The 24,307-nt window shown below is 59.8% G+C and carries 20 protein-coding genes and 1 pseudogene; 8 read left to right on the top strand and 13 right to left on the bottom strand.

All coding sequences use genetic code 11. The features are described 5' to 3' along the window. Positions 1-8 precede the first annotated feature (8 nt). From ACSQ8V_RS29160 to ACSQ8V_RS29125, 8 genes and pseudogenes are all read right to left on the bottom strand, one after another. Positions 9-1,025: a YncE family protein gene (locus tag ACSQ8V_RS29160; protein WP_436208086.1), complete on the bottom strand. Its 1,017-nt coding sequence runs from the start codon at positions 1,023-1,025 to the stop codon at positions 9-11. A 332-nt stretch (positions 1,026-1,357) separates the two neighbouring features. Beyond that, positions 1,358-1,715, bottom strand: a pseudogene (locus ACSQ8V_RS29155) (ParB-like protein); the annotation flags it as partial. A 431-nt stretch (positions 1,716-2,146) separates the two neighbouring features. After that, positions 2,147-2,911, bottom strand: coding sequence for an ABC transporter substrate-binding protein (locus ACSQ8V_RS29150; protein WP_436208085.1), 765 nt, complete (start codon positions 2,909-2,911; stop codon positions 2,147-2,149). A gap of 167 nt (positions 2,912-3,078) precedes the next feature. Continuing rightward, the gene (locus ACSQ8V_RS29145) at positions 3,079-4,242 is read right to left on the bottom strand and encodes a porin (protein ID WP_436208084.1); all 1,164 of its coding nucleotides are present in this window, start codon (positions 4,240-4,242) and stop codon (positions 3,079-3,081) included. Positions 4,243-4,382: 140 nt separating this feature from the next. Further along, positions 4,383-5,669 (bottom strand): erythromycin esterase family protein, encoded by a 1,287-nt coding sequence (locus ACSQ8V_RS29140; protein WP_436208083.1) that lies wholly within the window; start codon positions 5,667-5,669, stop codon positions 4,383-4,385. 108 nt (positions 5,670-5,777) lie between these two features. Beyond that, positions 5,778-6,569, bottom strand: coding sequence for an SDR family NAD(P)-dependent oxidoreductase (locus ACSQ8V_RS29135; RefSeq protein ID WP_436208082.1), 792 nt, complete (start codon positions 6,567-6,569; stop codon positions 5,778-5,780). 81 nt (positions 6,570-6,650) lie between these two features. Next, complete coding sequence (locus ACSQ8V_RS29130) at positions 6,651-7,634, bottom strand: tripartite tricarboxylate transporter substrate binding protein (protein WP_436208081.1); 984 nt, start codon at positions 7,632-7,634, stop codon at positions 6,651-6,653. A gap of 138 nt (positions 7,635-7,772) precedes the next feature. Next, the gene (locus tag ACSQ8V_RS29125) at positions 7,773-9,281 is read right to left on the bottom strand and encodes an MmgE/PrpD family protein (protein ID WP_436208080.1); all 1,509 of its coding nucleotides are present in this window, start codon (positions 9,279-9,281) and stop codon (positions 7,773-7,775) included. A gap of 323 nt (positions 9,282-9,604) precedes the next feature. Here ACSQ8V_RS29125 and ACSQ8V_RS29120 point away from each other — a divergent pair, with 323 nt between their 5' ends. From ACSQ8V_RS29120 to ACSQ8V_RS29110, 3 genes are all read left to right on the top strand, one after another. Next, the gene (locus tag ACSQ8V_RS29120) at positions 9,605-10,414 is read left to right on the top strand and encodes an alpha/beta fold hydrolase (RefSeq protein WP_436208079.1); all 810 of its coding nucleotides are present in this window, start codon (positions 9,605-9,607) and stop codon (positions 10,412-10,414) included. A gap of 240 nt (positions 10,415-10,654) precedes the next feature. Beyond that, positions 10,655-11,122, top strand: a complete 468-nt coding sequence (locus ACSQ8V_RS29115; RefSeq protein WP_436208078.1) for a tripartite tricarboxylate transporter TctB family protein — start codon at positions 10,655-10,657, stop codon at positions 11,120-11,122. 3 nt (positions 11,123-11,125) lie between these two features. Next, entirely contained in the window at positions 11,126-12,700 is a 1,575-nt protein-coding gene (locus tag ACSQ8V_RS29110; protein WP_436208077.1) for a tripartite tricarboxylate transporter permease, read from the top strand. 35 nt (positions 12,701-12,735) lie between these two features. Here ACSQ8V_RS29110 and ACSQ8V_RS29105 read toward each other — a convergent pair whose 3' ends face one another. The 4 genes from ACSQ8V_RS29105 to ACSQ8V_RS29090 all read right to left on the bottom strand — a co-directional run bounded on the left by ACSQ8V_RS29105 (position 12,736) and on the right by ACSQ8V_RS29090 (position 15,925). Next, positions 12,736-13,599, bottom strand: a complete 864-nt coding sequence (locus ACSQ8V_RS29105) for a GntR family transcriptional regulator (protein ID WP_436208076.1) — start codon at positions 13,597-13,599, stop codon at positions 12,736-12,738. 391 nt (positions 13,600-13,990) lie between these two features. Then, positions 13,991-14,596, bottom strand: a complete 606-nt coding sequence (locus tag ACSQ8V_RS29100; RefSeq protein ID WP_436208075.1) for a hypothetical protein — start codon at positions 14,594-14,596, stop codon at positions 13,991-13,993. A gap of 366 nt (positions 14,597-14,962) precedes the next feature. Continuing rightward, a complete protein-coding gene (locus ACSQ8V_RS29095; protein WP_436208074.1) occupies positions 14,963-15,427 on the bottom strand; it encodes a hypothetical protein in 465 nt (154 codons plus the stop codon). 45 nt (positions 15,428-15,472) lie between these two features. Continuing rightward, positions 15,473-15,925, bottom strand: a complete 453-nt coding sequence (locus tag ACSQ8V_RS29090; RefSeq protein ID WP_436208073.1) for a zinc-finger-containing protein — start codon at positions 15,923-15,925, stop codon at positions 15,473-15,475. A gap of 402 nt (positions 15,926-16,327) precedes the next feature. Between ACSQ8V_RS29090 and xdhA the strand changes: the two genes are divergently transcribed. The 3 genes from xdhA to xdhC are packed head-to-tail and all read left to right on the top strand — an operon-like array spanning position 16,328 to position 20,837. Then, on the top strand, positions 16,328-17,833 hold the full coding sequence (xdhA, locus tag ACSQ8V_RS29085; RefSeq protein WP_436208072.1) for a xanthine dehydrogenase small subunit: 1,506 nt from the start codon (positions 16,328-16,330) through the stop codon (positions 17,831-17,833). Between the two features lie 27 nt (positions 17,834-17,860). Then, positions 17,861-20,245, top strand: a complete 2,385-nt coding sequence (xdhB, locus tag ACSQ8V_RS29080; RefSeq protein WP_436208071.1) for a xanthine dehydrogenase molybdopterin binding subunit — start codon at positions 17,861-17,863, stop codon at positions 20,243-20,245. A gap of 19 nt (positions 20,246-20,264) precedes the next feature. After that, entirely contained in the window at positions 20,265-20,837 is a 573-nt protein-coding gene (xdhC, locus tag ACSQ8V_RS29075; RefSeq protein ID WP_436209208.1) for a xanthine dehydrogenase accessory protein XdhC, read from the top strand. An 89-nt stretch (positions 20,838-20,926) separates the two neighbouring features. Here the strand turns inward: xdhC and ACSQ8V_RS29070 are convergent, their stop codons facing one another. After that, complete coding sequence (locus ACSQ8V_RS29070; protein WP_436208070.1) at positions 20,927-22,156, bottom strand: lipase family protein; 1,230 nt, start codon at positions 22,154-22,156, stop codon at positions 20,927-20,929. Between the two features lie 410 nt (positions 22,157-22,566). Between ACSQ8V_RS29070 and ACSQ8V_RS29065 the strand changes: the two genes are divergently transcribed. Both ACSQ8V_RS29065 and ACSQ8V_RS29060 read left to right on the top strand, forming a co-directional pair. Beyond that, positions 22,567-23,784 carry an acyl-CoA dehydrogenase family protein gene (locus tag ACSQ8V_RS29065; RefSeq protein WP_436208069.1) on the top strand — a complete coding sequence of 406 codons (1,218 nt, stop codon included), beginning with the start codon at positions 22,567-22,569 and terminating at the stop codon, positions 23,782-23,784. A 140-nt stretch (positions 23,785-23,924) separates the two neighbouring features. Beyond that, positions 23,925-24,269, top strand: coding sequence for a DUF3088 domain-containing protein (locus ACSQ8V_RS29060; protein WP_436208068.1), 345 nt, complete (start codon positions 23,925-23,927; stop codon positions 24,267-24,269). The last annotated feature ends 38 nt before the right edge of the window (positions 24,270-24,307 follow it).

The raw sequence follows: 24,307 nt of genomic DNA, 5'->3' as shown, positions 1-24,307 counted from the left end.
GGCGTTCTTTACAAAGCTTCCGCAGTGATTGGACCCTTACGGCTCAATTCTGAACTAAGGAAAATGCCATGCGGCGAGCGTCCCACATCGATAGTCTCGTAAGCGCCGCTTTTGGGGTCCAGCACCGCGACCTGTTCGCGAAAGCGCAACGTAACCCATAGCTTGCCATCCGGTGCAATGCCGATGTCGTCCGGTCCGCCCGCGTGGAACGGATACGTGCGTTGTATCGCAAAGGTGGTGGGGTCGAGGGCGACCAGGGAGCCGCCGATACGGTTGGACACGTAGAGCGTGCTGCCGTCCGGCGAGAGGAAAATATTGTGCGGACCAACTCCCGTCTTGACTCGTCGCAGCACGTCACCCGTAACCGGATCGACCTCCGCCACGTGATCGCTACCCATGACGCAGACAAGCACCTTGCCGTTATGCCACAGCACGCCGGCCGGGGTTGAACCCACCTTCGACTTCCACCGTATCGCCATGGTGGTCAGGTCGAACGAGACAAGTGTTCCCGACCCTTGCATGGAATTGAAGCTCCACCGCGAGTCCGGCGAGAAATCCAGATGGCTCGGCATGGAGCCGGGTGAGAAACGCTTGGCGAGGCTCAGGTCGTCAGCGTGATAAACATCGACATAATCGAGTCGAAGCGCGTTGACAACGAGGTAACGATGATCCGGCGTAAAGCCAAGTTGGTAAGGATCGGCAATGACCTTGTGACCGAGCGCGGTACCGGTATGCGGATCGACGATGAATAACGCATTGCCGCTCGCGTCGGCTATATAGAGTTTGTTGCGGTCCTGGGAAAGTGCCCAGTGACTCGGCTCGCGCAGCGTGGGTAAGGTACGAACCACTTTGTGCGACGCCATGTCGATGACCGAGACACTGGCTTCGCCGGAATTCATCACGATGGCTAGCGAGGATGTGGCGGCGTTAGCGATTTCAGACCGGAGCGCCATAAATGGCGACAGACTCAGGCTTAAGGGAACGGCGAGGCCGCGGCCAAGCACTGCGCGACGTGAAAGCTTCATGGGTGTATGCATTTCGGAAATCAGCTTTCTATTTGACGAAGAAGGGGTGCGGCGAACTCAGGAGGAATCATGTACGCAGGAAGATCGGCAAACTAACGACACCCCAGATACTTTCAGTTCCGTAATCGGACTCGTGGGTTCAGACGAATGATGCGTGATTGTCGCATTTTTGCTTGAAACCATACTGCGCCGAATTATGTTTCTGACGCGGCCTTCGTTCGCGGTCGTCGTTCGGTGGGCGACCGTTCAAACCAGCAGGTAACGGGGCGCTTGCATTCCGTCTATCGATGAAATTGCACCCACCCACCCGCGCGGTGCCGACGCAGGTCTGCTCACCGGCAGCTTTCGATCAACCCGGACCCGCCCGGCAGATACAGTGCCTCTAGCGAATGCGCGACAGCTTTCGCACGATCGGTCGCCTTCGCAAAGCTCTTGCGGATCTTGCTCTCCGCGACGCGTGAACGCAGGAAATCCGCCCACAGGAATTCGCCGAACGGGGTCGGGTCTTTCGCGAAGCCAGCCACCCAGCGCAGTTCGCCAGCGAGACTTCTATACGGATCGTCCGCCGGTCCGGTGAGGTCTTGGGGAGATGTTCGTAGTCGTATCGCGAGCCGTCTGCGCCAAACGGATGCACCACAGGCTGGGCTCCGTCATGCGCCAGAAGATTGCCTCATCCAGCCATGAGAGGTCCAGGACATTCACCGTCGAACGGAGGATGGTCTCGCGCTTACGCTGCAGCGAGGCAAAGAAAGGGCCCATCGGACGATCAGGGAACCCCTCGTTGATGACTTGACGCGGGTTGTGAATGAGCACGATCGACAGTTGCGCTAAACCCGCCTACTTGCCATTGTCGAGGCGAGCGAGCAATCGACCAGAACGATAGATTCACTCACCCAAAACGGAAGAGAACTTGTTTCGCCCACGAAGTGGGGACTGTCCTTACAGATCTCAACTGAAAGATAGAAAAGTTTGGCGTAAATGGATTCACGCTGACGGGTTTACGCGGGCTGACGTGCGGCGAAAATACGTTTTCAGAAGCGGAGCGGGATTTCCCGCAGCCGGCGAGCGGTGACCCGATGAGGTGGCGAGACGTCACGCGTCATTCGCCGGTTTTCCCTGCTTCAGGGCGGTGGGTTGCGTATTTTCGGTTCGTCGTCGAGTGTCCCCGGAGCGACCGAAGCGCCGAAGACCCCATGCCGGATCAACGCCTGTTCAACAAACCCGGATCGCTTCATCTCCTCGACGAAGTCCCGTAGAAAATTAGTTGCCGCTTCGCCCCGACATTTCGGTATACCCATTGCCTGCCGGATGATCATGAACCTGCCATCGAGCACACGCAGTCCGGGTTTGACATCGTATTGAAGTTGCTGCCGCACGCTTGCCGCGACTTCGAGGTTGTGCTGCAGAAAAGTCGCGACGACTTCGGCCGACGTGGCAACCCGAACAAGGCTTGCATGGCGCAATTCGCGCGTGAGATACAGGTCGTATGCACTCCCTTCTCCGACTGCAATCCGGTTGTTCAATCTGTCGACCTGATCGTTGCGTGTTATCGACGAGTCATCGCGCACGAGGTAACTCCCCTCGATCAGCACATAAGCCGCGGTAAACGCTATATCCACCTCTCGGAGTGGATCGATCGCAAAGAAGCCCACGTCGGCATGCTCTTCGGCGACAGCCTGCACTGACTTGGCAGCGGCATCGACGACCAACAACTCCACCGGTACGCCGAGATGCGCGGCAAGCGCGACGCTCAGGTCGACTGATACCCCGTAAGGTTGTGCGGCGTCCGGTTTTATGCCCGCGAGCACGCGATTGCCCACATTGATGGACGCCCGTAGCGTACCGGTCGGTGCGAACGCGGCAATAAGTTGCGGGTCCGCTTTCATGATGGAACTCTCCACGGGAATCCGTACGTCTTCTGCCGCTGCGACTGCGTGTTTTTAATCGTATTGCGCCAGTATCCGGTGCCTCTCGCCATGTCCTCTCTCCGTGTCAATAAAGCGCTGCATGCAACCAGGCCCGTTAAGCGGCAAACAGCCGATGCGTGCGACTTTCAGAACGTGTGACAGATGCCGACCCGGACCGCACCTTGATGATCGGTGGTCGATGGCGTAAGCGTCGTGATCGACGCAACGGCGGTCCCTCCATTCGATTGGGTTCCGGATGCCTTCTGATAGACGCCGATGACGTATAGATCGGTTCTCTTCGACAACAGATAGTGGGCGGCCAGTCCGAGCTGGTTGTATTTCGCTCCGCTTTTTCCGTCGATAGAACTTGCATCGGTGTAGTTGTAGGTCACACCGGCATAGACCGCTGGCGTGAACTGATACTTCAGGTTCACTTCAATGTCGTTCAACGTAACCGTGCCCGATGACCCCGCGGGATTGAGGGCGTTGGCGACGCCGCTCAGGCTTTCATATTTGGTGTTGGTATAGAGGATCCCCAGCGTTGCGGAGCCCAATGTGTAGGCGCCGCCCGCAGCGATGATCTGTTGTGTATGAGCGGATGCGAAGCCGCTATAAACAGGCGATGTTTCGTTGTTTACACCTGCTGTTAGCGTCGCGACGCTGTTGCCAAAGAACGAGGTGTTGGGACTGCGAATGTTCAGGTATGCGACTCCCACGTTAAGCGAATGCCCCACGTAACCGGCTCCCAGGGAGAAGATCTGGTTCTGCGTGAAGTTCCCCGCAACACCGCCAAGCGAATACACACCTTCGAAAGTAAAGCCGCTGTAGTTCAGGCTCTTGTACTTGATCGCATTGTTGGTGCGCTGGGTATTGATCGTGTTGTCGAGATCGCCCGGGTGTGAAGTCAGGTAACCACCCCACAGGCTGCCCGAGGAGAGCGGCGTCATGTAATCGACCACTGAGTCATATTGGCGTCCGAACGTGATGGTGCCCACCGGACTGGAGAGACCGACAAACGCCTGGCGCCCCCATTCGAGGCCGCCCTGGCCGGCTTTCCCCGTGCCGAGATCGAAGCCATTCTCCAACGTGAAGATCGCACTCAGCCCTCCGCCAAGGTCTTCCGTTCCGCGCAAACCCCATCGCGTGCCATGCAGTTCGCCACTCGACATTGCATATTGCTGATGACCGCCTGCGTTCGTCGCGAACGTCACGCCTTCATCGATCAGGCCGTACAGCGTGACGCTGCTCTGTGCATGAGCGACGCTGCAAAACGCGCCGAGCGTCGCTACCGAGAGAATCGACTTTTTCATGAGGGTCTCCTGAGGTACAAATTCTTTTTTAAGCGATTTAGATAGTTAGATATACTATTTATTACAAATACACTGGTTTCAATCGAATTGATGTTCTTCTTCAGCGACTACGTTTTCCGGTAGAGGGGAAAAGAAAGGCGCTAGGCGTTCACCGGGTCGCTTCGGGTAATTCTGTCGACGTAGGCAATTGCATCGAATGACCTGGAAAGCGCGTATTCCGGCTGAGGATCAAGATGCGAACGCGTGGTGCGTCCAGTCGATGCCCACGCCGGCGCGCCGCGTAGCGGCAGCATGAATTGCCCGAGACCGACTTCTTCCAGTGCTGCGTCGTTGCTTGCGTCGGCCGATGCCTGCCTGTCAGAATCCGTCGTTGGTACCCCGGCGAGTCCTGCATCCGGTTCGGCACCGTTACGACCGCGTCCGACCGTGCTGCCGATGGCCACATAGTCATTGCCCAGCCAGTCCGACAGATAGCCGCCCATCGATCTAATGGGCGGGCCATCGGGAGCGGAGCGAAACGGCTCGCGCGCGATGTGTATGTTGTGGGCAAGCACGATGATCTTGATAGCGCCCTGAGACTGGCCGCGCATCCATACAAGATTCTCGGCGAACGCGGCGTCGCGCACCCGGTTCGCCTCTGTCAACGATTGGGACCGTATGCTCACGATGCCATGCGCCTGCAGCAAGACGACGACCTGGCGAAGCGCCCATTCGAATTCCGCAGCCGAAGTCCGGAACGAATAAGCACAGCGGTTCTGTTCCAGTTGCGCGACAAGCTCGGTGCAGGCAAAGCGAAACTGTTCCTTGTCGGTGGGATTCAGGCTTTCGTAGACACCGGTCGAGCCCCATACGGCCGATTTCGCTGCGCTGTCCAGCGGCACGGCCAGTAACGCGTGCTCGATGGTTAGAAGCAGATCGCGATAGGGCACGCGATAGTCAGGCTCGACGCGGTCGAGAAACGACAACACAGATCCAATCGCCGCACCGGGATAGGCGGGGTCGACGCCAAACGCACGAATCTGGTCTTTTGCTGCACGCGAGGTATTTCGCGCCCGCAGCGATTCCATGATTTCCACTGTCTGCGGATTCAGCCACATTGGCTGGCCGAATTTGCGTAGCGCTGCTATGGCACTCGTGGCGTCGCCGCGCAGATAGGCATCGACGTCGGTCGAGCCAGGAACCCCGCCTTCAAAGACAATTACGTTGAAGCCGAAATGATCGACGAGGGCGTGCACTAGCTGGTTTTTCATCGCCAGCAACTGGCCGCTGCTGTGCCAGCTCTCGCCCAGACCGACGATGCTCGCGTTTCCGACGATTGCCCGGAGCGGCTCGAGGTCGACGGTGCCGGTCTTTGCGTCGGCGCTCAGGAGGGGATGGCACGCGCTGCGTGCCCATCGGATGAATTCGTTACGCTCGGAATCTGCCATTTTGTCATGTCCCAAGAAATGTCGTGAGGCACACGTGCCGACCCGCGCAAGCGAATTGGCGTGCCAGTCTCGATCGTGTTTGACGACCTCGTTCACTTCGCCGTGCAATCAAGCGGGAAAGGGGAAGCCGAACTTGTGTTGCATGACATATCGTCCGCCGTCCACGAGCAGTGTGTGGCCGGTAATAAACGAAGCGTCATCCGACGCGAGGAAGGCGATTGCGGCTGCGACTTCTTCGGGCTTGCCGAAGCGGCCGAGCGGAATACCTTCTTCGCGGATCTTCCGTTTCTCGCTGGTGATCGCCGCGGTAAGCGGCGTGTCGATCTGAGCCGGCGCTACCGTGTTGATCCGGACACCGCGCCGCGCCAGTTCGATCGCGAACGTCTGCGTCATCGAGATCACTGCAGCCTTGGCGGAGTTGTATGCGACCGAGCCCGGCGCGGCCCGCAACGCATTGATCGACGAGATCGTCACGATGCTGCCCTTGCCCGCGTCTGCCATGTGCTGGGCAGCGGCGCGGGCCGGATAGAACGCACCCAGCAGATTTACTTCGAGAACCTTGTTCCACTCTTCGGTAGTGGAATCAAGCACCGACAGCGGTTTGCTTGTGCGAATCCCGGCGCCGCAGACCATCACATCAAGGCGGCCAAACTCGCGGATCGTCGTTTTGACGGCATCTTCCACTGCCTGTTGGGAGCCGACGTCGACCGTCAGTGCAATGGCAGTCCCGCCTTGCGCCTTGACTTCCTGCACGGCAGCTTCGGCGAGTTCCGGGCTGTAGTCGGAAATTGCGACGCGGGCGCCTTCGCTGCTTAACCTCAACGCCGCTGCCTTGCCGATACCGCCGCCGCCGCCAGTGATGAACACGACCTGATCCTGAAACCTTCCTAGATATGACATGTTGCTGGTCTCCATAACGCGGTGAGTGATGAACCTGATGAAGCGACGCGGGCGACGGCGTTGTCCGATGCGCCCGTGATGCTATTGAGTGGGCTTGAGGTTTGATGTCTTGACGATTTGCGTGTACCTGGCGAGATCGGAACTCATCAAGCCGCCGAACTGGGCGGGGGATGTGGTCAGCACCTCCATCCCCTGATCAGCAAGCGCTTTCTTTATGTCAGGCATTGCCTGCACCTTGGCGATGTCGGCAGAAATCCTGTCGACGACCTCTTTGGGCGTATGGGCGGGCGCCAGAATGCCGTACCACTGGCGCACATTGAAATTGGGGAGGCCCGACTCTGCGAATGTGGGAATTTGCGGAGCGGTGGCAAGCCGGTGATCGCCGGAAATGGCGAGCGCCCTCAGATTGCCGGCCTTGATATAAGGCAGCACGGCGGGCGCGGCCACGAAGAACAGTTGCACCTGACCACCGATCAGATCTGTCAGCGCAGGACCGCCGCCCTTGTACTGAATCGAAACCATCTTGACACCGGCCATGTTGTCGAACAGCTCGCCCGCGAGATGGTTTGGATCGCCGAGTCCGCCCGAGGCGTAATTGAGTTGACCCGGCTTCGCCTTGGCGAGTGCGATGAGTTCCTTAAGCGAGTTGGCGGGCACAGAAGGGTGCACGACCAGCACAAGCTCAGAACTGCTTAATGTCCCAATCGGTGAGAAGTCCTTGATTGCGTCGTACGGCAGTTTCAACAGGCTCGGGATGATGACGTGTGAACTCGATGTCAGCAGTAACGTATATCCGTCAGGCGTCGACTTCGCCACCACTTCCGCGCCAATGATGGTATTGCCGCCGGGACGATTGTCTACGATCACCGGTTGTTTCCAGAGCATAGCCAGCTTCTGGCTGAACAGGCGCCCCAGGACGTCGTTCCCGCCGCCCGGCGGGAACGGCACGACCAGATGAACTGCGTGAGTCGGGTAGGGCTGCTCGGCATAAGCGGTGACCGTCGCAACGGTCGCGAGCAGACCGATGCAGAGCCGGCCCACGATTGCGAAACATGACTTCAGCATGGTATTCGGATTCCTTATCTTGCACGGCGTTGATCGCTCTGCAGAGGCGACAGGGTCCGGTCGTCCAAGGTGCCAATCGCGGCGATGTTCCGCGCGTGCGGGTGGCACTCCGGAAGAGCGTGGATACAGTCTGTGCGCCTACCGTGACGAACCACCTTCCAGTAACGACGTGAGTTCGCGAATCGAGTCAAGTCGTTCAAGGTTTGCAACCATGTCGATGATCTGCTGCTGACGTTGGGCTGGCAGTACGCTGACTGTGAGGCTGCGGAACTTCGCCTGGACGTCTTCCCTGCTAATCGGGCGGTCTGGCGAACTGCGCGACTCGATGACGGTGCTCGTGAGTTCCTCGCCGTTGCGCAGCCGTATCCGCACGCCACCCGCGACCTTGCGGGGAAAAATCGATTCGAGTTCGGGATCGATCACCGGTTTGACGAGATCGGCGAGACGCAGCACGTCTGCGCGGCCGATCGCGTCGTCCGCGAAAGAATCCGGATGAGTGGGATCGAGCAGGATCACGGCCGCGCATGTGTACGGCAGGCTGTACTGCGCGGCCATGGTGGATTCCGGGCGGTAAACCATATGCGTGTCGATCATGAAGCGCGGGCCGAACGGCTCGATCGCAACGACTTCATCGGCGGTGAACGGTCGCTCGGCGCGGCAGTTCATCATGGCCTCGATCATTGAATGGAAGAGCTTGCAGCACGCGTACAGCTTGATCGTCATCCGCTCGATTTCGAAACGTCCACCGGAATCCTGAGTCATGCGATCGAGATCGCCGCTTCGTCCAGCAAACATTTTGGCGAAACCGTAACGTCCTTCAATGGCTTCCTTCGGTCCAAGGAATCCGTCTGCGGCCAGTCTCGCGGCGAGAATGCCGCGCTCTGCCGGCAGCCCGGTATGCAGGCGCTTGATCATGGTCCCGGCCGGGTCTTCGGCGAACTGCATGGTGCCGCCGTTCATCGATGCGCCGGAACCGTATGCGCTGACGAGCGTGGCGGCATCGAGATTGAGCAGAAGGCCGGCCGCGGTGACAGCGCCATATACGCCACCGACACAGGGTGGATGAAAGCCGCGGCGGAGCAGATCGTTGCCGAGCGCGGCCCCGATGCGACCATGCACTTCGTAGGCCGCGACCACTGCCGTCAGAAATTCGGTGCCGCTGCGATCGAGCGCTTCGGCCATCGCGAATGCCGCCGGCAAGACGACACTGCCGGGATGACTCAACGATTCGTCGTGCGTGTCGTCGAGCTCAATCGCGTGGGCGGCCGCCCCATTGACCAGTGCGGCTGAGCGCGCAGGGACGCGGTGTGAGCCGTAGATCGTGCTTTGCTCGCGTCCTCCTTCGCTTAATACGAACTCGCGTATTTTCTGTGTCCATGGCAGTTGAGTGCCGTAAAGCGCGACACCGAGGTGGTCGAGCACGAGATCTTTCGTGCGTTCGATTACCTGGGGACGCAATGCCTCCCATTTCAGCCCGGCGGCGAGGCTCGCGAGCGCTTCGGTCGGGCCGGTCGGCAGGGTTTCTGCGCCGCGCTGTCCAGGTTGATTCGTCGCTTTCGGGTCTTGCTGAAGTGACGACACTTTCGGGTCGTCAGAAACAGATCCTGCGGTTCCCGCCTGCGCCGAAAAACTATCCTGATGTGACATTCGCTGTTCCTCCATCCTTATCTGTCTGGTCTCGTCCGGCCGTTCCGCCGCACTTTTAATTTTTTAATTACATTGCATTGTGTCGACACTTTAGGTCTGCGGTTAGCTGATGTCAAGGCTTTACATGCATATCTGAACTGGTTGTTTATGCCTATTACATACAGGTAGTAGCCGTTTATAAGGGTTTTTACGATGTTGCACGATGTCATCGTCTCGTTTGTCGCCCGGAAAGGTTTCTTGACGCACCAAAGATCAGTACCTATAGTGTCGACACTAACGCTAAATTTTGGATTCGCGTAGATACCTCACAACGCGCCAAGACCTTGTTCAAACAACCGGGTGCCGACTTGCTGAAAATTGAACGCATCAACATGGCTTGGGGACAGCTTGCGTATCGGAGGGCCGGAAGCGGCACGCCTTTCGTCCTCGTTCATCCGCTCGCGCTGGGAGGCCGTCTGTGGGAGCCTTTTCTCACAGAGCTTCTGCCGGGCCACGATCTGGTCATGCCGGATTTGCGAGGTCATGGCGAGAGCCACTGGGACGGCAGCGCTTTTTCCATCGACGACATGGCCACCGATCTTCGCGATCTGCTTGACGCACTCGGAATCGAACGCTGTCATATGCTCGGCATGTCGATGGGCGGCTCGGTCGCGATGACGTTCGCGTGCCGGTATGGCGCGCGGCTGGATCGCCTGATGTTGTGCGATACGACCGCTTGGTATGGCGAAAACGCGGTGGCGACCTGGGGCGAGCGGGCGCAGTCGGCACGGAGCAAAACGCGTGAGGAACAGTTGCCGTTTCAGACTGAGCGCTGGTTTAGCGATGCTTTTCGGGCGGCCCATCCAGAAATCGTGAAACATGTCTGTGACATCTTCACTGAAACGAAGCGCGAGGCGCATGCGCAGGCCTGTCTCGCGATGGGTGCGCTCGACGTGAGGCAAAGGCTCGGTTCGATCGACACGCCGACGCTCGTCGTCACAGGCGAAGAAGACTATGCGACGCCGCCGTCGATGGGCGAGGCAATTGCGCAAGGGATTCCTGGCGCACGCTTCGAGCGCTGGCCTGCGGTAAGGCATATGGCGGTGGTAGAAAGTGCTTCGCTGCGTACCGCGCTCATGAGGTTCGCGAGCTGAAGGTATCGCTGCATGAAATGTCGTTGAGCAAGGCTGCCTGCCAAGCGAAGTACGGCAGCTTCATGGGAACAAGGCCGGGCGCGGACCGAAAGTAATTGCCGCACTTCGCGGTCCGTTCTGGCCGTATGTATTGCCGCTGATTGCGGGCTGTCAGCGGCTCGAAAGACAGGCGGCGATCGCCCGCTGACAACTGGCGAAGCAGCGCGTTGTCCAGCGCTGGTGACTAAAACGGAGACACGCATGTTAAAAGCGGTAACGGGTATTCCCAGAGATTATTTCGCTGGCGGGTTGATGTTCCTGCTTGGACTTGGCGCGAGCGCGCAGGGCGCGTCCTACACGATCGGCACGCTTACCGATATGGGCCCGGGCTTTTTCCCGGTCGCGCTCGGCACGATCCTCATGCTCGCTGGCATTTCCATCGTCATGGTCACGAAGCTGTCCGCCGCACCCCGCGACGACGGGGTACGACCCGCGCCGGAATGGGCCGCCTGGGGCTGCATCCTAGCCGGTATTGCTGCGTTCGTGATCCTGGGAAAGTACGGCGGCCTGGTGCCGGCGACATGCGCGGTGGTATTCATCTCCGCGCTCGGTGACCGCCAGAACACATGGAAAAGCGCGTTTGTCCTTGCCGCTGCAATGGGCGTGATCGCGGTCGTGGTCTTCTGGTGGGCGTTGCAGTTGCAGTTCCCTCTGTTTTCGTGGGGCTAGGCGATGATCGGACAGTCTTTGCTCGACCTGTGGCACGGCTTTGGTGTCGCACTGGAAATTCACAACCTGATGTGGTCATTTTTCGGTGTCCTGATGGGCAACCTGATCGGCGTGTTGCCCGGCATGGGACCGTTGTCGGCGATTTCGGTCCTGCTGCCACTGACCTACACCATGCATCCGATCCCGGCCATTCTGATGCTGGCTGGCATTTTCTACGGATCGCAATATGGCGGTGCAATCGGCGCGATCTTGCTGAATCTGCCGTGCCATCCCCCGCATGCAGTGACCTGCCTCGACGGCTATCCGTTGACAAAGAGCGGCAAGGGCGGAACCGCACTGGGCGTGACGATCATCTCGTCGTTTTTCGCGGCGTCGGTCGGCATCCTCGTGATGGTTTTCGCGTCGCCCTTGCTGGTCAAGGTGGCCTTCAAGTTCGGTCCGGTCGAGCTCTTCTCGATCATGCTGCTCGGGCTACTGGCCGGCGGCACGATGTCGCGCGGCTCCCCGCTCAAAGGTGGCTCGATGACGGTCTTGGGGTTGTTGCTCGGCGTTGTCGGCACCGATGTAAATTCGGGGGTCATGCGCTACACGTACGGCATGTACCAGCTATCGAGCGGCATTGAGCTTGTGGCGCTCGCGCTGGGGCTATTCGGCGTGGCGGAATTCCTGCGCAACGTGAACCGCATGCAAGTGACAGGGAGCGGCATCAAGCTTCGACTGCGCGACATGCGTCCTAGCAGGGGCGAGCTTAAGCAGGCATTTTTTCCAATGGTCCGCGGTACGCTGATTGGTACGCTGTTCGGCGCAATGCCTGGTACAGGGCCCACCATTACGACGTTCCTGGCGTATGCAGTGGAAAAGAAAATATCCAGTACACCTGAGCGTTTCGGGCATGGTGCGCTGGAAGGCGTAGCGGCGCCCGAAGCCGCTTCGCATTCGAAGACACAAGTCGATTTCATTCCGACGATGAGCCTCGGCATTCCCGGTGATCCCGTGATGGCGCTGATTCTCGGCGCGCTGCTGATACAGGGTATCCAGCCGGGGCCACAGCTCATCACGGAACATGCGGACCTCTTCTGGGGCCTCATTGCGAGCTTCTGGGTCGGCAATGTTCTGCTGGTCGTGCTCAATGTCCCGCTGATCGGTATCTGGGTGAAGTTCCTGCAGGTGCCGTATCGCTATCTGTATCCGGCTGCGCTATTTTTTATCGCCGTCGGCGTATATAGCACGAACAACAGTCTGTTCGAAGTGGGCGAGGTGCTGGTGTTCGGCGTGGTAGGCGCGGTGCTACTCGCCCTCGATTTTCCGGTGGCGCCGATCCTGCTCGGCTTTGTGCTGGGTCCGCTTGTCGAGGAAAACTTTCGCCGTTCGCTGCTGCTCTCGCGCGGCGACATGACCATATTTCTGTCACACCCGATCAGTGCCGTGTTTATCGGCATATCCACGCTCCTCGTCCTCTTGCAGATCGTCTTCGCGCTTCGCCGTGCAGTGCGAAAGGGGAACAAACGGGACGCGCCTGGACCAGCCAAGGCGGTTGCGAAGCCCGGCGATGCGGCACATCTGTTACGGGGCAAGTGAGATCTTGCGTAGCGGCGGCGTTTCGCCGGCTGCCGTTAGTCGGTGGCGCCGTCCGCAGGTAACGATCGCGACGCGTTCAGAAAGCCGGACCGTTCGATGGTCCGGAAACCGGCCATGATCAGCGCGCGGGTCATGCTCACTGCCGTGACCTTGTCCCGTTCTTCATACGCGACGAGCAAACGTCGATGGTCCTGTACTGAACGTTGCAGTCGACCGGGCTGCGCGAGGCTGAAATGACGAAATTGCAGCGTGCGCACACCGAGTGCGCCGATGCTGCGCAATAACTCTTCGTTGCCCGCGAGTTGTGCCTCGATCAACCGGAATCCGACGTTGTGCCAGAAGTAGTTGTCAGTCAACCCGCGCGCGACGTCGTCCTCAAGGGCCGCTTGCCATTTCCAGAGTTCCGCGAGGCGTTCGGTTGGGCAAGTGTCGACGATAAGCTCGCTGACGAGCGAAAACAGACAGGCACGCAGGTCATAGATGTCTTTCACTTGCTTGAGGGTGACGGGCGCGATGTAGGGTCGTCGGCGCTGCGGGACAACGACAATCCCCTGGCGCTCAAGCTCAGCGAGCGCTTCTCGGACCGGCGTGCGGCTAGTGCCGAACCGGCGCGCCAGTTCAACGGAATTCACCCCGTCGCCAGGCGCCAGCCTCCCTTCGACGATGTCGAGTACCACGTCGTCGAAGATCTTCCGCGCCAGTGGCGGCCGGTCGTCCGCGTTGCGCACGCTCATCAGCACCAGGGCGCGCCGGTCGCGAACTGCGGTTTCGGGAGTGAGGGACCATCCAGCCGATGCGCTGCCTTCATTCGCAGACGGCGACGTACTAGATCCGGCATCGAGTGAAGACAAGCGCGCCGATGACGGAATCGCCGGTTCGAGCTCCGTGGTGTCCGTCATGGATCCTGCCTGGATAGCTGAAAGAGTAGAGTCGGATTCATAGTGTCGACACTATAGAATCTCGTTTAGACCCAGTCAAGGCGGCTCTGGTACGTTGCCGGGGGTGTCGCGTAGATTGTGCGATGAAGAATCCGAAACCACTTTATCAAGGTCGTCGTTTCCCGGCGGCAGTCATCGGTTGCCCCGTACGTTATGCATCAGTGGTTGAATTCGGCATGCGAATCAGAAATTCGAAACAGTATGATTGCGCGATATGGCGCGAACGGAGTGAATGGCTCCCGGCAACTGGTGAGAATATGGGGAAAGCCTGTCTGTCCTTACAGGCTGTTGAGGTCCGCACACGGCAACACCAAACGCAGCCTATGCATGATCACCAGCGACAAACGTAGACCTACGCCGAGCCGCCCACGGCGAGTCCCCTTCCTCTGTTTCCAGAACGGTGCGGACTTTGAGTCACGTGTGAAGGAGCGGGGGCTCTTTCGTTGCGGACTTTATGGCGCTGTTCCCATGCCGTGTATCGGCTGAGTGCTGCGTCGAACTCGATCAGGTAGTCGTGGTCCTTGACCGCGCCCAATTCGTTTTCTTCGCGCAGTTCAACTGCCATCAGCCATGCGCGTCGTCCGAATTCAGCGCAATGCCCTTTGATGTAGGCGGCGAACTCGTCAACATTCGAGCATCGGTCATTCGACTGGATCCGCTCGGCGTTATGCGTTTGATCGGCGCTGAAGGCCCGAAGGTACGATGCCTTTCCGGCGTCGAGATCGCGCCACTGGATGTCATTGGAAAACGCAAAAGGCGGTATCTCTATGTCGCCCAACTGCACATGCCGCTGCTCTGACAGGTCTCTGCGTTCTGCGCGATCGATGGTCACCTGACAGCGGTGGGCAAACTCTTCGAGGACGATGGCCGTAGCCAATGCGGTATGACGACCGGCATGGACACGCTCGGTGGCGCTGCGCGTTGAGCTGCGCTTGCGAGCAACCGCATTGCAAGCCACGTTGACGACTGCGCTGAAAACTCCAGCGCCTAAGGCGACGGCTAACCAAGGCGACATAGTGCTCTCGCTAGATTTGACCGGCGCGTCTTCTGCCGATCTTCACAGATGCCAATGCACAACAAGACGACTCTCCGCAGGCGGTGCAAGTCCGGTCACATCGGGAGCAGCCGGATCAATTTAATCATTTTGCTATGACCCATGTCACTTTATTTCACGAATGACGCATGCAGTGTTGTGAAGTTTTGACACCGTGGAAACCCGCTCGTGCGGACAAGGCAATTGGCTTATGGGTGGCGCGGCGAATCCGGTAGGCAGCTTCAAGGGAAATTCGGAGCGAGTCCAGGAAGGCCAGACAGATTTTTCCGTTCACGCCCTCTTTAGTTTTGGCATCGGGTCCGCTTCGCCAGCTTTAAGGCGCTCAAGCCGCTCGCTGGCCGCGGCGAGTACGCCCAATGGGGCGTTGTGGAGTTGCGCATCGTGCACGCACACGATGCCGGCGAGCTGCTGGCAGCTTGCGTCGTCCAGTTTCCAGACGCCCGTGGCCTGGCCTTGCGCAAACGCGGCGTTAATCGCTATCTCGCCCTGCAGCCACGCCTCGCGGGTGATGTGCCCGTATCCCGCCTCGGTGACGTACGCCGTCAGGATCAGGACTTCTGCAAGGGACTGGGTTCCGGCCATCCATCCGGTGCCGTCGCGCAGCGCCTGCAGCGCGCAATGAGCGTGCAATGAAAGTGTGTCCGCCTCCGCCCTGGGCATCGGAAGAAGCTGCATTTTGGACAGGCGGACACGCGTTGCTTGCGCGCTGCGGTTAAACGGTAGGGTACGGGCCATGGAGTTGTCAGGAGAGTTGTCCACAGGTTAACGTACAGGTCGCGGTTATTCTGAAGGGGTGGCAGTCCGGCGATTTTGTTCGAATTCTTCGATTACGCCGACAGCCGCCTTGCATTGCTCAAGGGCCAGCAAATTGATGTTGCAGGCTTTTGGCTCTATCTTCAGTTCCCCCGCCAGCCACTTATAGCCCTTTGATCTTGCCTCGAAGATGCTCACGCCGTCGCGCCTGGCCTTTGCCTCAGCCATGGGTTCCAGCGCGGCGTGGAGTTTCGCTTTCCATTCCCGCAATTCGGCATTCGCCAGCCGGCCGAGCGGGAGGTTGCGAGTACTGCGTGCGAATATCCCGATCCAGGCCTCGCACGGTGCGCATAGCCATAGCGGTCCGTGTCCGTCCTGATAGGGGTAAGCCGCCTCTCCGGGCCGCACAAGCGTCGCCTTTGCGCCGCAATAGTCGCAATTCGGATGAGGCAGAGCTTGAACCGGACGGCCGACTCGCATGATTTAAAGATTGCCAGAGAAAACAGGGAATATAGCAAAAGCGGTGATGGCGCATGACGGCATGGGCGGCAGGGTGGCCGGAATGTCGACGACAGCGCCCAAATGCGTCCCTGGATTCATCACGACAGCTTTGCCGATCGCGCGGACCGCGAGATCCCGACGGTTTCCGTTGAGCGGCGTCCACCCAGAAAGACGCGTCGATATACCCCAACCCTCCGCGCAGCCCGTGACTTATCGCCGCAGCGATATGACGCGCATATCTCCCCCGCTATGGGTTCCAAATATTGACAGTGATACTTTTCGAACCGTTACTGCGTCGGCGGTCAGGCCAGCCGGAAAAAAGCCGCGGGACGCTACACCTACCTGCAGAGCAATAACGCAAACCAACGCGAGCATCGAGACATGAGCCAGCCCATCCGCTTTTACCACCGCAACGCGATCCGCGAAGTCAGCGACGCAGCCGTCACGCGCACCGTCCTCCAGTACCTGCGCGAAGACGCGCTCTGCACTGGAACGAAAGAAGGCTGCGCCGAAGGCGATTGTGGCGCGTGCACGGTCGTTCTCGGCGAACGAGACGAAGCGGGCGGCATCAGCTTCAAGGCGGTCAACGCATGCATTCAGTTTCTGCCGACGCTCGACGGCAAAGCGCTATTCACCGTCGAAGACCTGCGTCAGCCCGACGGTTCGCTGCATCCGGTGCAGCAAGCGATGGTCGAATGCCACGGCTCGCAGTGCGGCTTCTGCACGCCCGGTTTCGTGATGTCGATGTGGTCGTTATACGAAAAGCACGGCCACGAGCATTCGTGCGCGCACAAAACCGTACCGTCACGCGCCGATATATCCGACGCGTTGACCGGCAACCTGTGCCGCTGTACCGGCTACCGGCCTATCGTCGATGCAGCGGTACGGATGTTCGAAGTCCCCGCGCCCAAAGCGCCGGTCAATCTCGCCGCGTTGTCCCGCACGCTCGCTACGCTCGAACGCGAAGACATGTTCCGCTACGAACATGCGGGCCAGCGCTTCGACGCGCCGCGTACCGTCGATGAACTCGCGCGTATCAAGGCCGTGAAACCATCGACGCGCATTCTCTCCGGCAGCACCGACATCGGCCTGTGGGTCACGAAACTGATGCGCGATCTGGGCGATATCGTCTACGTCGGGCGAATCGGCGCGCTGCAGAAGATCGAAACGTCGAATGACTGGATCGAAATTGGCGCGGGTGTCACCGTGGAGCGGGCCTACGAAGAACTCGCGAAGCACTATCCCGAACTGAAGGAAATGTGGAAGCGCTTCGCGTCGCTGCCGATCCGCAACGCCGGCACGCTCGGCGGCAACATCGCGAACGGTTCACCGATTGGCGACTCCATGCCGGGCCTGATCGCACTCGGCGCACACGTGATCGTTCGCGGAAACGATGTCGAGCGCGAGATGCCGCTCGAAGACTTGTACCTCGCGTATCAGAAGAAGGACATGGCCGAGCACGAATTTGTCCTCGGGTTGAAAGTGCCGACGCGCACCGGCGTGCGCGTGAATCTGCAGTTCCGCACCTATAAGTTGTCGAAGCGTTTCGACTCGGATATCTCGGCGGTATGCGCGGCGCTCTCTTTTATCGCCGACGGCAACACGATTCGCGATCCACGCATCGCGTTCGGCGGAATGGCCGCAACGCCCAAGCGCGCGACGCATGTAGAAGCCGTGCTGCGCGATGCCGACTGGCACGAAGCCACCGCGCAGGCAGCCATGCTCGCGCTCGCGAAGGACTACGCGCCGTTGTCCGACATGCGTGCGTCGAGCGACTACCGGCTCGAAGCCGCGAAGAACACGTTGCATCGATTCTGGCTCGAGACACGTCCGAATAATCCGTTGCCGAAAGCGGCGCTCGACGTACGCGCAGTGACGGCTTCCTGAACCTCAAAGGACACGGAGAACAACAGAATGAATCAGCAAGCCGAACCGTTCCTGAAGGACATGAAGGAAGCAAAGGATCTCCTCGAAGCAGACTTCGCGCAGGTCCACGTTTCGCGCCCGCACGAATCCGCGCATCTGCACGTCAGCGGCCGAGCGAGCTACACCGACGACATACCGGTGGTCGCCGGCACGCTGCACGCGGCCCTGGGTTTGTCGGCGAAGGCGCATGCAAGGATCGTATCGATGTCGTTCGACGCCGTGCGGGCGACACCCGGCGTGGTCGCCGTCCTCACTGCCGACGACATCCCCGGCGCGAATGATGTCGGCCCCATCATCCACGGTGACGACCCGATCCTCGCCGATGGCGTCGTGCAGTTCGTCGGTCAGCCGATGTTCATTGTCGTCGCGATGTCGCACGACATCGCCCGCCACGCCGCGCGCCGGGCGGAGGTCGTGTATGACGAGTTGCCGGCGATCCTCACGACGCAACAGGCGCGCGCGGCCAACGCGCACGTGCTGCCCCCAATGAAGCTCGCGCGTGGCGACGCCAGTGCGAAGATCGCGTGGGCCGCGCATCGCGAAACCGGTGAAATGCTGCTCGGCGGCCAGGAACAGTTTTACCTGGAAGGTCAGATTTCGTACGCGGTGCCGAAGGACGACGATGGCATGCACGTGTGGTGCTCCACGCAGCATCCGTCGGAAATGCAGCACATGGTCGCGCACATGCTCAACGTCGCGTCGCACACCGTGCTGGTCGAATGCAGGCGGATGGGTGGCGGCTTCGGCGGCAAGGAGTCGCAATCGGGACTGTTCGCGTGTTGTGCGGCGCTCGCTGCATGGAAGCTGCTGTGCCCCGTGAAATTGCGTCCGGATCGCGACGACGACATGATGGTCACCGGCAAGCGGCACGATTTTCACTACACGTACGAAGTCGGCTATGACGACAGCGGCCTGATCGATGGCGTGACCGTTGACATGACGTCGCGTTGCGGTTTTTCGGCTGACCTTTCAGGTCCGGTGATGACCCGCGCGCTGTGCCATTTCGACAATGCGTACTGGCTGCCGCATGTGTCTATCGACGGGTTCTGCGGCAAGACCAACACCCAGTCGAACACGGCGTTTCGCGGCTTTGGCGGACCGCAGGGCGCGTTTGCGATCGAATACATTGTCGACAACATCGCGCGTTCGGTGGGGCTCGATTCGCTCGATGTGCGCCGCCGAAATTTGTACGGCAAGACGGAGCACAACGTGACACCGTACGGGCAGGCGGTCGAAGACAACGTGATCCACGAACTGCTTGACGAGCTCGAAGCGACCAGCAATTACCGCGCTCGCCGCGAGGCTGTGCGCGAATTCAACGCGAACAACGATGTGCTGAAAAAGGGGCTCGCGCTGACGCCGGTGAAGTTCGGCATTGCGTTCAATGTGACTCACTTCAACCAGGCCGGCGCACTGGTGCACATTTATACCGACGGCTCGGTGCTCGTGAATCACGGCGGCACGGAGATGGGCCAGGGGCTCAATACGAAGGTCGCGCAGGTAGTCGCGCACGAGCTCGGCATCCGTTTCAACCGTGTCCGGGTCACTGCGACCGACACGAGCAAGGTCGCGAACACGTCGGCGACCGCGGCGTCGACCGGCAGCGATCTGAACGGCAAGGCGGCGCAGGACGCCGCCCGGCAATTGCGCGAACGGCTTGCGGCGCTGGCTGCGGAACACTATGGCGAGGGGCAGGTCGATGCGCACGACGTGCGTTTTGTCGACGACCGGATTGTGGTCGGCGACAAGGCGATCCCTTTCGACGAAGTGATCATGCAGGCGTACCGCGCGCGGGTGCAGTTGTGGTCCGATGGTTTCTACAAGACCCCTAAGCTCTACTGGGACCAGTCGAAGATGCAGGGTCGGCCGTTCTCTTACTACTCTTATGGCGCGGCGGTTTCCGAAGTCGTGATCGACACGCTGACCGGCGAAATGCGCGTGCTGCGCGCTGATGCATTGCACGACGTGGGCGCGTCGCTCAATCCGGCTTTGGATGTGGGGCAGGTCGAAGGCGGTTTCATCCAGGGAATGGGCTGGCTGACGACCGAGGAACTGTGGTGGAACGCGGGCGGCAAGCTGATGACCCATGCGCCATCCACATACAAGATCCCGACCGTCAATGATTGCCCGCCTGTGTTCGACGTCCGGTTGTTCAAGAACCGTAATGCGGAGGACAGCATTCATCGGTCGAAGGCTGTCGGCGAACCGCCCTTGTTGCTGCCGTTTTCAGTGTTCTTCGCGATCCGCGATGCAGTGGCGAGTGTAGGCAATAACACCGTGAATCCGCCGCTGAATGCACCCGCGACCAGCGAAGAAATCTTGAAAGCAGTGGGCGCCGTTCGCGCTGCAGTGGCTGCGGCTGCAGCTCGTTGATTCGAGGCTTGCTATGGAAATGCTCCAGGAATCTGTTGTTATCGGACGTCGTCGCGGGTTGTCGACGCCACCGGCTTCGCCGCCGACGCATATCGTCCTGTTTGGCGCGGGGCACGTCGGGCATGCACTCGTTACCTTGCTGGGCATGCTGCCTTGCGTGGTCCAGTGGGTCGATGCACGCGACGAACTTTTTCCCGACGAAGTGCCCGGCAACGTGCAGATCGAAGCGACTGATACGCCGGATGCGATTGTCGATTCGGCGCCGGCCGGCGCCTGCTTTCTGGTGATGACGCATGACCATTCGCTGGATTTTTCGTTAGCGTTCCGAATCATGCGACGAAACGATTTCGCTTACTTCGGCATGATTGGATCGAAGACGAAACGCGTGAAATTCGAGCGGCGGTTAACTGATCGAGGTGTGGACCCCGGGCGATTGACGGAGATGACTTGCCCGATCGGCGTGGAGGGGATCGTGGATAAAGCGCCTGCTTCCATCGCTGTCGCTGTTTGTGCGCAGTTGATGCAGGTCAGGGCTTTGTCGCAGTATGGCGCACGGCTATGCCTGGAACGCGAAGACGAACGGCTTTGCTGATGAAGCAAGACCCGTGAACGGGCATCCGTGGTGACGCTGGGAGGCCATCATCGGTTAGCGATAGGGCCTCCCTTCGGGAATGAATCCCGCTAAAGCTTGGGTAAGGATTCGCAATTGCCGATAATATGCTCGCCCGCAAATGCCCTTGCGACAAACTGCGTGGAATCGGGAAGCGAGCCGTTGACGGTTCCGGAATGGTCAAGCCCCGGATATACATGCCATTCGATTCTGTCGCCAACCTCGCATGCGTTGGTGACGAGCGCGACCTGGCCGGGCACAAACACATCGCGATCCTTTCCGCCCGTTCCGATAAAGATCGGGATGTCCGACTTCAGCGTCGGGTACGCCGCTTCGCGGTTGATCGCAGCGAGCGCCGGCTTCGGCGAGCGCTTGAAGCTGCTGTCGAACGTGAGCCCGTCTGCCACGATCCTCTGCTCAATTGCGTGCAAGCATGCTCGCTGACTGGTTTCGAACGCCGGCATCGCGCGGTCGTTCAGATAGTCAGCGGGTACGAACGACGGATCGAGCAGCGTTGCGGTGCTGAGTCGCAGCATATCGTACGCGAAGGTCGGGACAACTGACTTGCGTGCGTTCGCCAGCTCCGTGTCATCCGCGTGCTCATGGGCCGCCGCGTACGGCGTGCCGGTCGCTACCACGCCGACAATGTTCAGCTCGGGCGCATAGGTCTTTGCATAGACGGCCGTCGCGAACGCGGCGCGACCACCTTGCGACTGCCCGAATACAACCACCCGCGCCGACAGGTCGAAGCCGCCACCGATAACCGCGCGGATGCTGTCGAGCACGCCGTACGCGAGAGGGCGTGTGAGCCCGTACGGATGCAGGCCGGGTGTCCCTAGACCTTGATAGTCAGTCGCGACGATTGCGTATCCCTGCGCGAGCCAGTAATCCAGGTAGCGCGTGTCCCGTTCGCTGCGGCCAGCAAACGACGGCGCACACACGTCGGCGCTGCCGACAGTGCCGTGCGCCCACGCCATCAGTGGCCAGCCGCCTTGCGGCGGCGTTCCCTTCGGCACAAACAGCGCACCGGACACGACAATCGGGGTGCGGTTGTCGAGACCATCGGTTGACGTATACAGGATCCGGATATTCTGGCCGGCTTCGGCGAGGCTTTGCGGCGGCGTCAACTGCCCGGTGCGCAGCATTTGCCCGGGCGTTGGCGGCACTTGCTCCGTCCAGGTGTAGAACGCGGGGACACCGCCGTCGCCTATGACCAGCAGCGGCGCAGCAACTACCGCCGATGTGCCGATGGCGGTCGCGATGGCCAGCATGAATAGTCGTCTGAACTTTGCACTGAACATCAGATAGTTTCCTTTGTTTTGAGGACACGTCGGCCGACTGAGAATTCACCTGGAGATCGAGGAAGGCGATACCTGTGGTTGATTTTATTTTAAGGTCGCTCAGTCAATGAGTGTCGGGAAATACCCCAAAGGCGTTCAGCGTCGACGGCATCAAGGGCGTAAGGCACGACACCTCCATCTAAATTGGCCGGACGCTGGGTGACCGCGGGCGATTCGGCGCAACCCGTGGATCACGCTGGTCTTCACAGAACAATGCATATGCAAAGCTGAAATCGATAGAGCGACGCAGTGAACCCACGACTACATTATTGCGCTGTCACAGTGCGATCCACTCTCGGGATAACAGTTCAGGTGACGTCTTGCCGACTGCGCGTTGTAAGCCCGGTAAGTTACCAGAAGGATTAAAAATTATGAATGCACCCTCTGAAGTCCCCGCAACGTCGCGACTGCACGCGGCGTTAGCCGCGCTGCCGGCGTTGGCACATGAAATAGGCGAGGACGCGGCGGCGCGCGAGGCAAGGCGCGAATTGCCGTTCGATGGTTTCGCGCTGTTTCGCAAGTCCGGCCTGGGCTTGCTGCGACTCCCGGTCGAATGGGGCGGACTGGGCGGCTCGCTGGAAGACCTCTTTCATGTAATCGCGACCCTTGCTGCCGAGGAATCGAACGTAGCCCATGCGTTGCGCATCCATTTCGACCTGACCGAGTCGCTCCTTCTGTCGCCGCGTTCAGCGTTCAACGACACGCAGATCCAGCGCTTGCTGGAGGGAGCAATATTTGGAGGCGCTTCAACCGAGCGCGGCACATCGAGGCCGGGTGAAATCGGCACGATATTACGACGTGACGGCGAGAACTACCGCGTGACAGGCAAGAAATACTACTCGACCGGAACGGCATTTTCCGACTATGCGCGCATCAACGTGCAGGATGAAACCGGCAACACCGTGGTTGCCGTCGTTCCTGTTACTCGGGAGGGCATCCAGATACTGGATGACTGGGACGGCATGGGTCAGCGGATGACCGCCAGTGGCAGCCTGGTTCTCGACAACGTGCAGGTCTATGCGAGCGAAGTCGCGCCGCGCGGCAATACGACCCTGGCAGGGCGGCATGGCGGGGCGCTGCGGCAACTCCACTTGGTCGCGGTTGCCGCCGGCATAGTCCGCAACATTCTTGCAGATGCTGAAAACTACGTGCTCAAGCATGGACGGCCGGTGCTTCACAGTCCGGCTGCATCGGCGCGCGAGGATCATTTCATTCAACAGGTGGTGGGCGATCTTGCGGCACACAGTCACGCGATCGATGCGTTGGTGCAGCAGAATGCGCGCGTACTGGACCGGTCGGCCAACGCCATTCGCGCTCAGGCTGACGATGCCGAAGCATGGGTGTTGGAGGGCGCGCTGGCTACGGCCAAGACACAGTTGGTGGTGAGCAAGCTGGCGTTGCATGCGGGAGAACGTTTGTTCGAGGCGGGCGGCGCGTCCGCCACGTCGCGTGTGCACAATTTCGATCGTCACTGGCGCAACCTGCGTACGATCTTCAGCCACAACCCGTTGTTGCACAAGGCACGAGTGATCGGCGGTTATCAATTGAACGGCGATACCACGCATCTGACTGAAGGCCGCGTGTTCTAGAGGTCTCGGGATGTGAGACACGCAGTCGGTTCACATGCATCGGCGTGCAGTGGTTCGAGTTGTCGATTTATTCACAGTGACTCCGCTCCAATGGAGCGGAGTCACTCGATTCGTCACTCTTCTTCGAGGATTGTCACATCGTGAGCCAAGACCTTTTATTGCTGCTGGAACCCGGTTTCACCGATCCGAAATTTCCTGGTGAGCGTTTCATCTGCCCGGACGGGGCACCTATCGAGGGCCTGCTGGCGAGCGATCCGTCGAAAACCTCACGCCTCGATATTCATCGCCTGCCGTTTGCGCGCCCCCGCGAGGCGGTCGTCGCTGCGCTCGACGAGGACCATCAGAGCTTGCCCGTGCTGATTCTCGGAGATGAGCATCCGGTGCCCGCCGACGCACAGACGCTCGGCGACAAACGCTTCGTGACCGATACCCGTCGCATCCTCGATCTGCTCGCCGAGCGCCACGGTTTCCCCAAGGTTCATTGACGCACCGGGAGGCAGCCGGCAGCGTTGGCCAGCGTTCG

The organism is Caballeronia sp. LjRoot31 (assembly GCF_964253885.1).
Taxonomy (GTDB): Bacteria; Pseudomonadota; Gammaproteobacteria; order Burkholderiales; family Burkholderiaceae; genus Caballeronia.
Note: the sequence above shows the minus strand (reverse complement) of the source record. Positions and strands in the feature narration are given on the sequence as shown.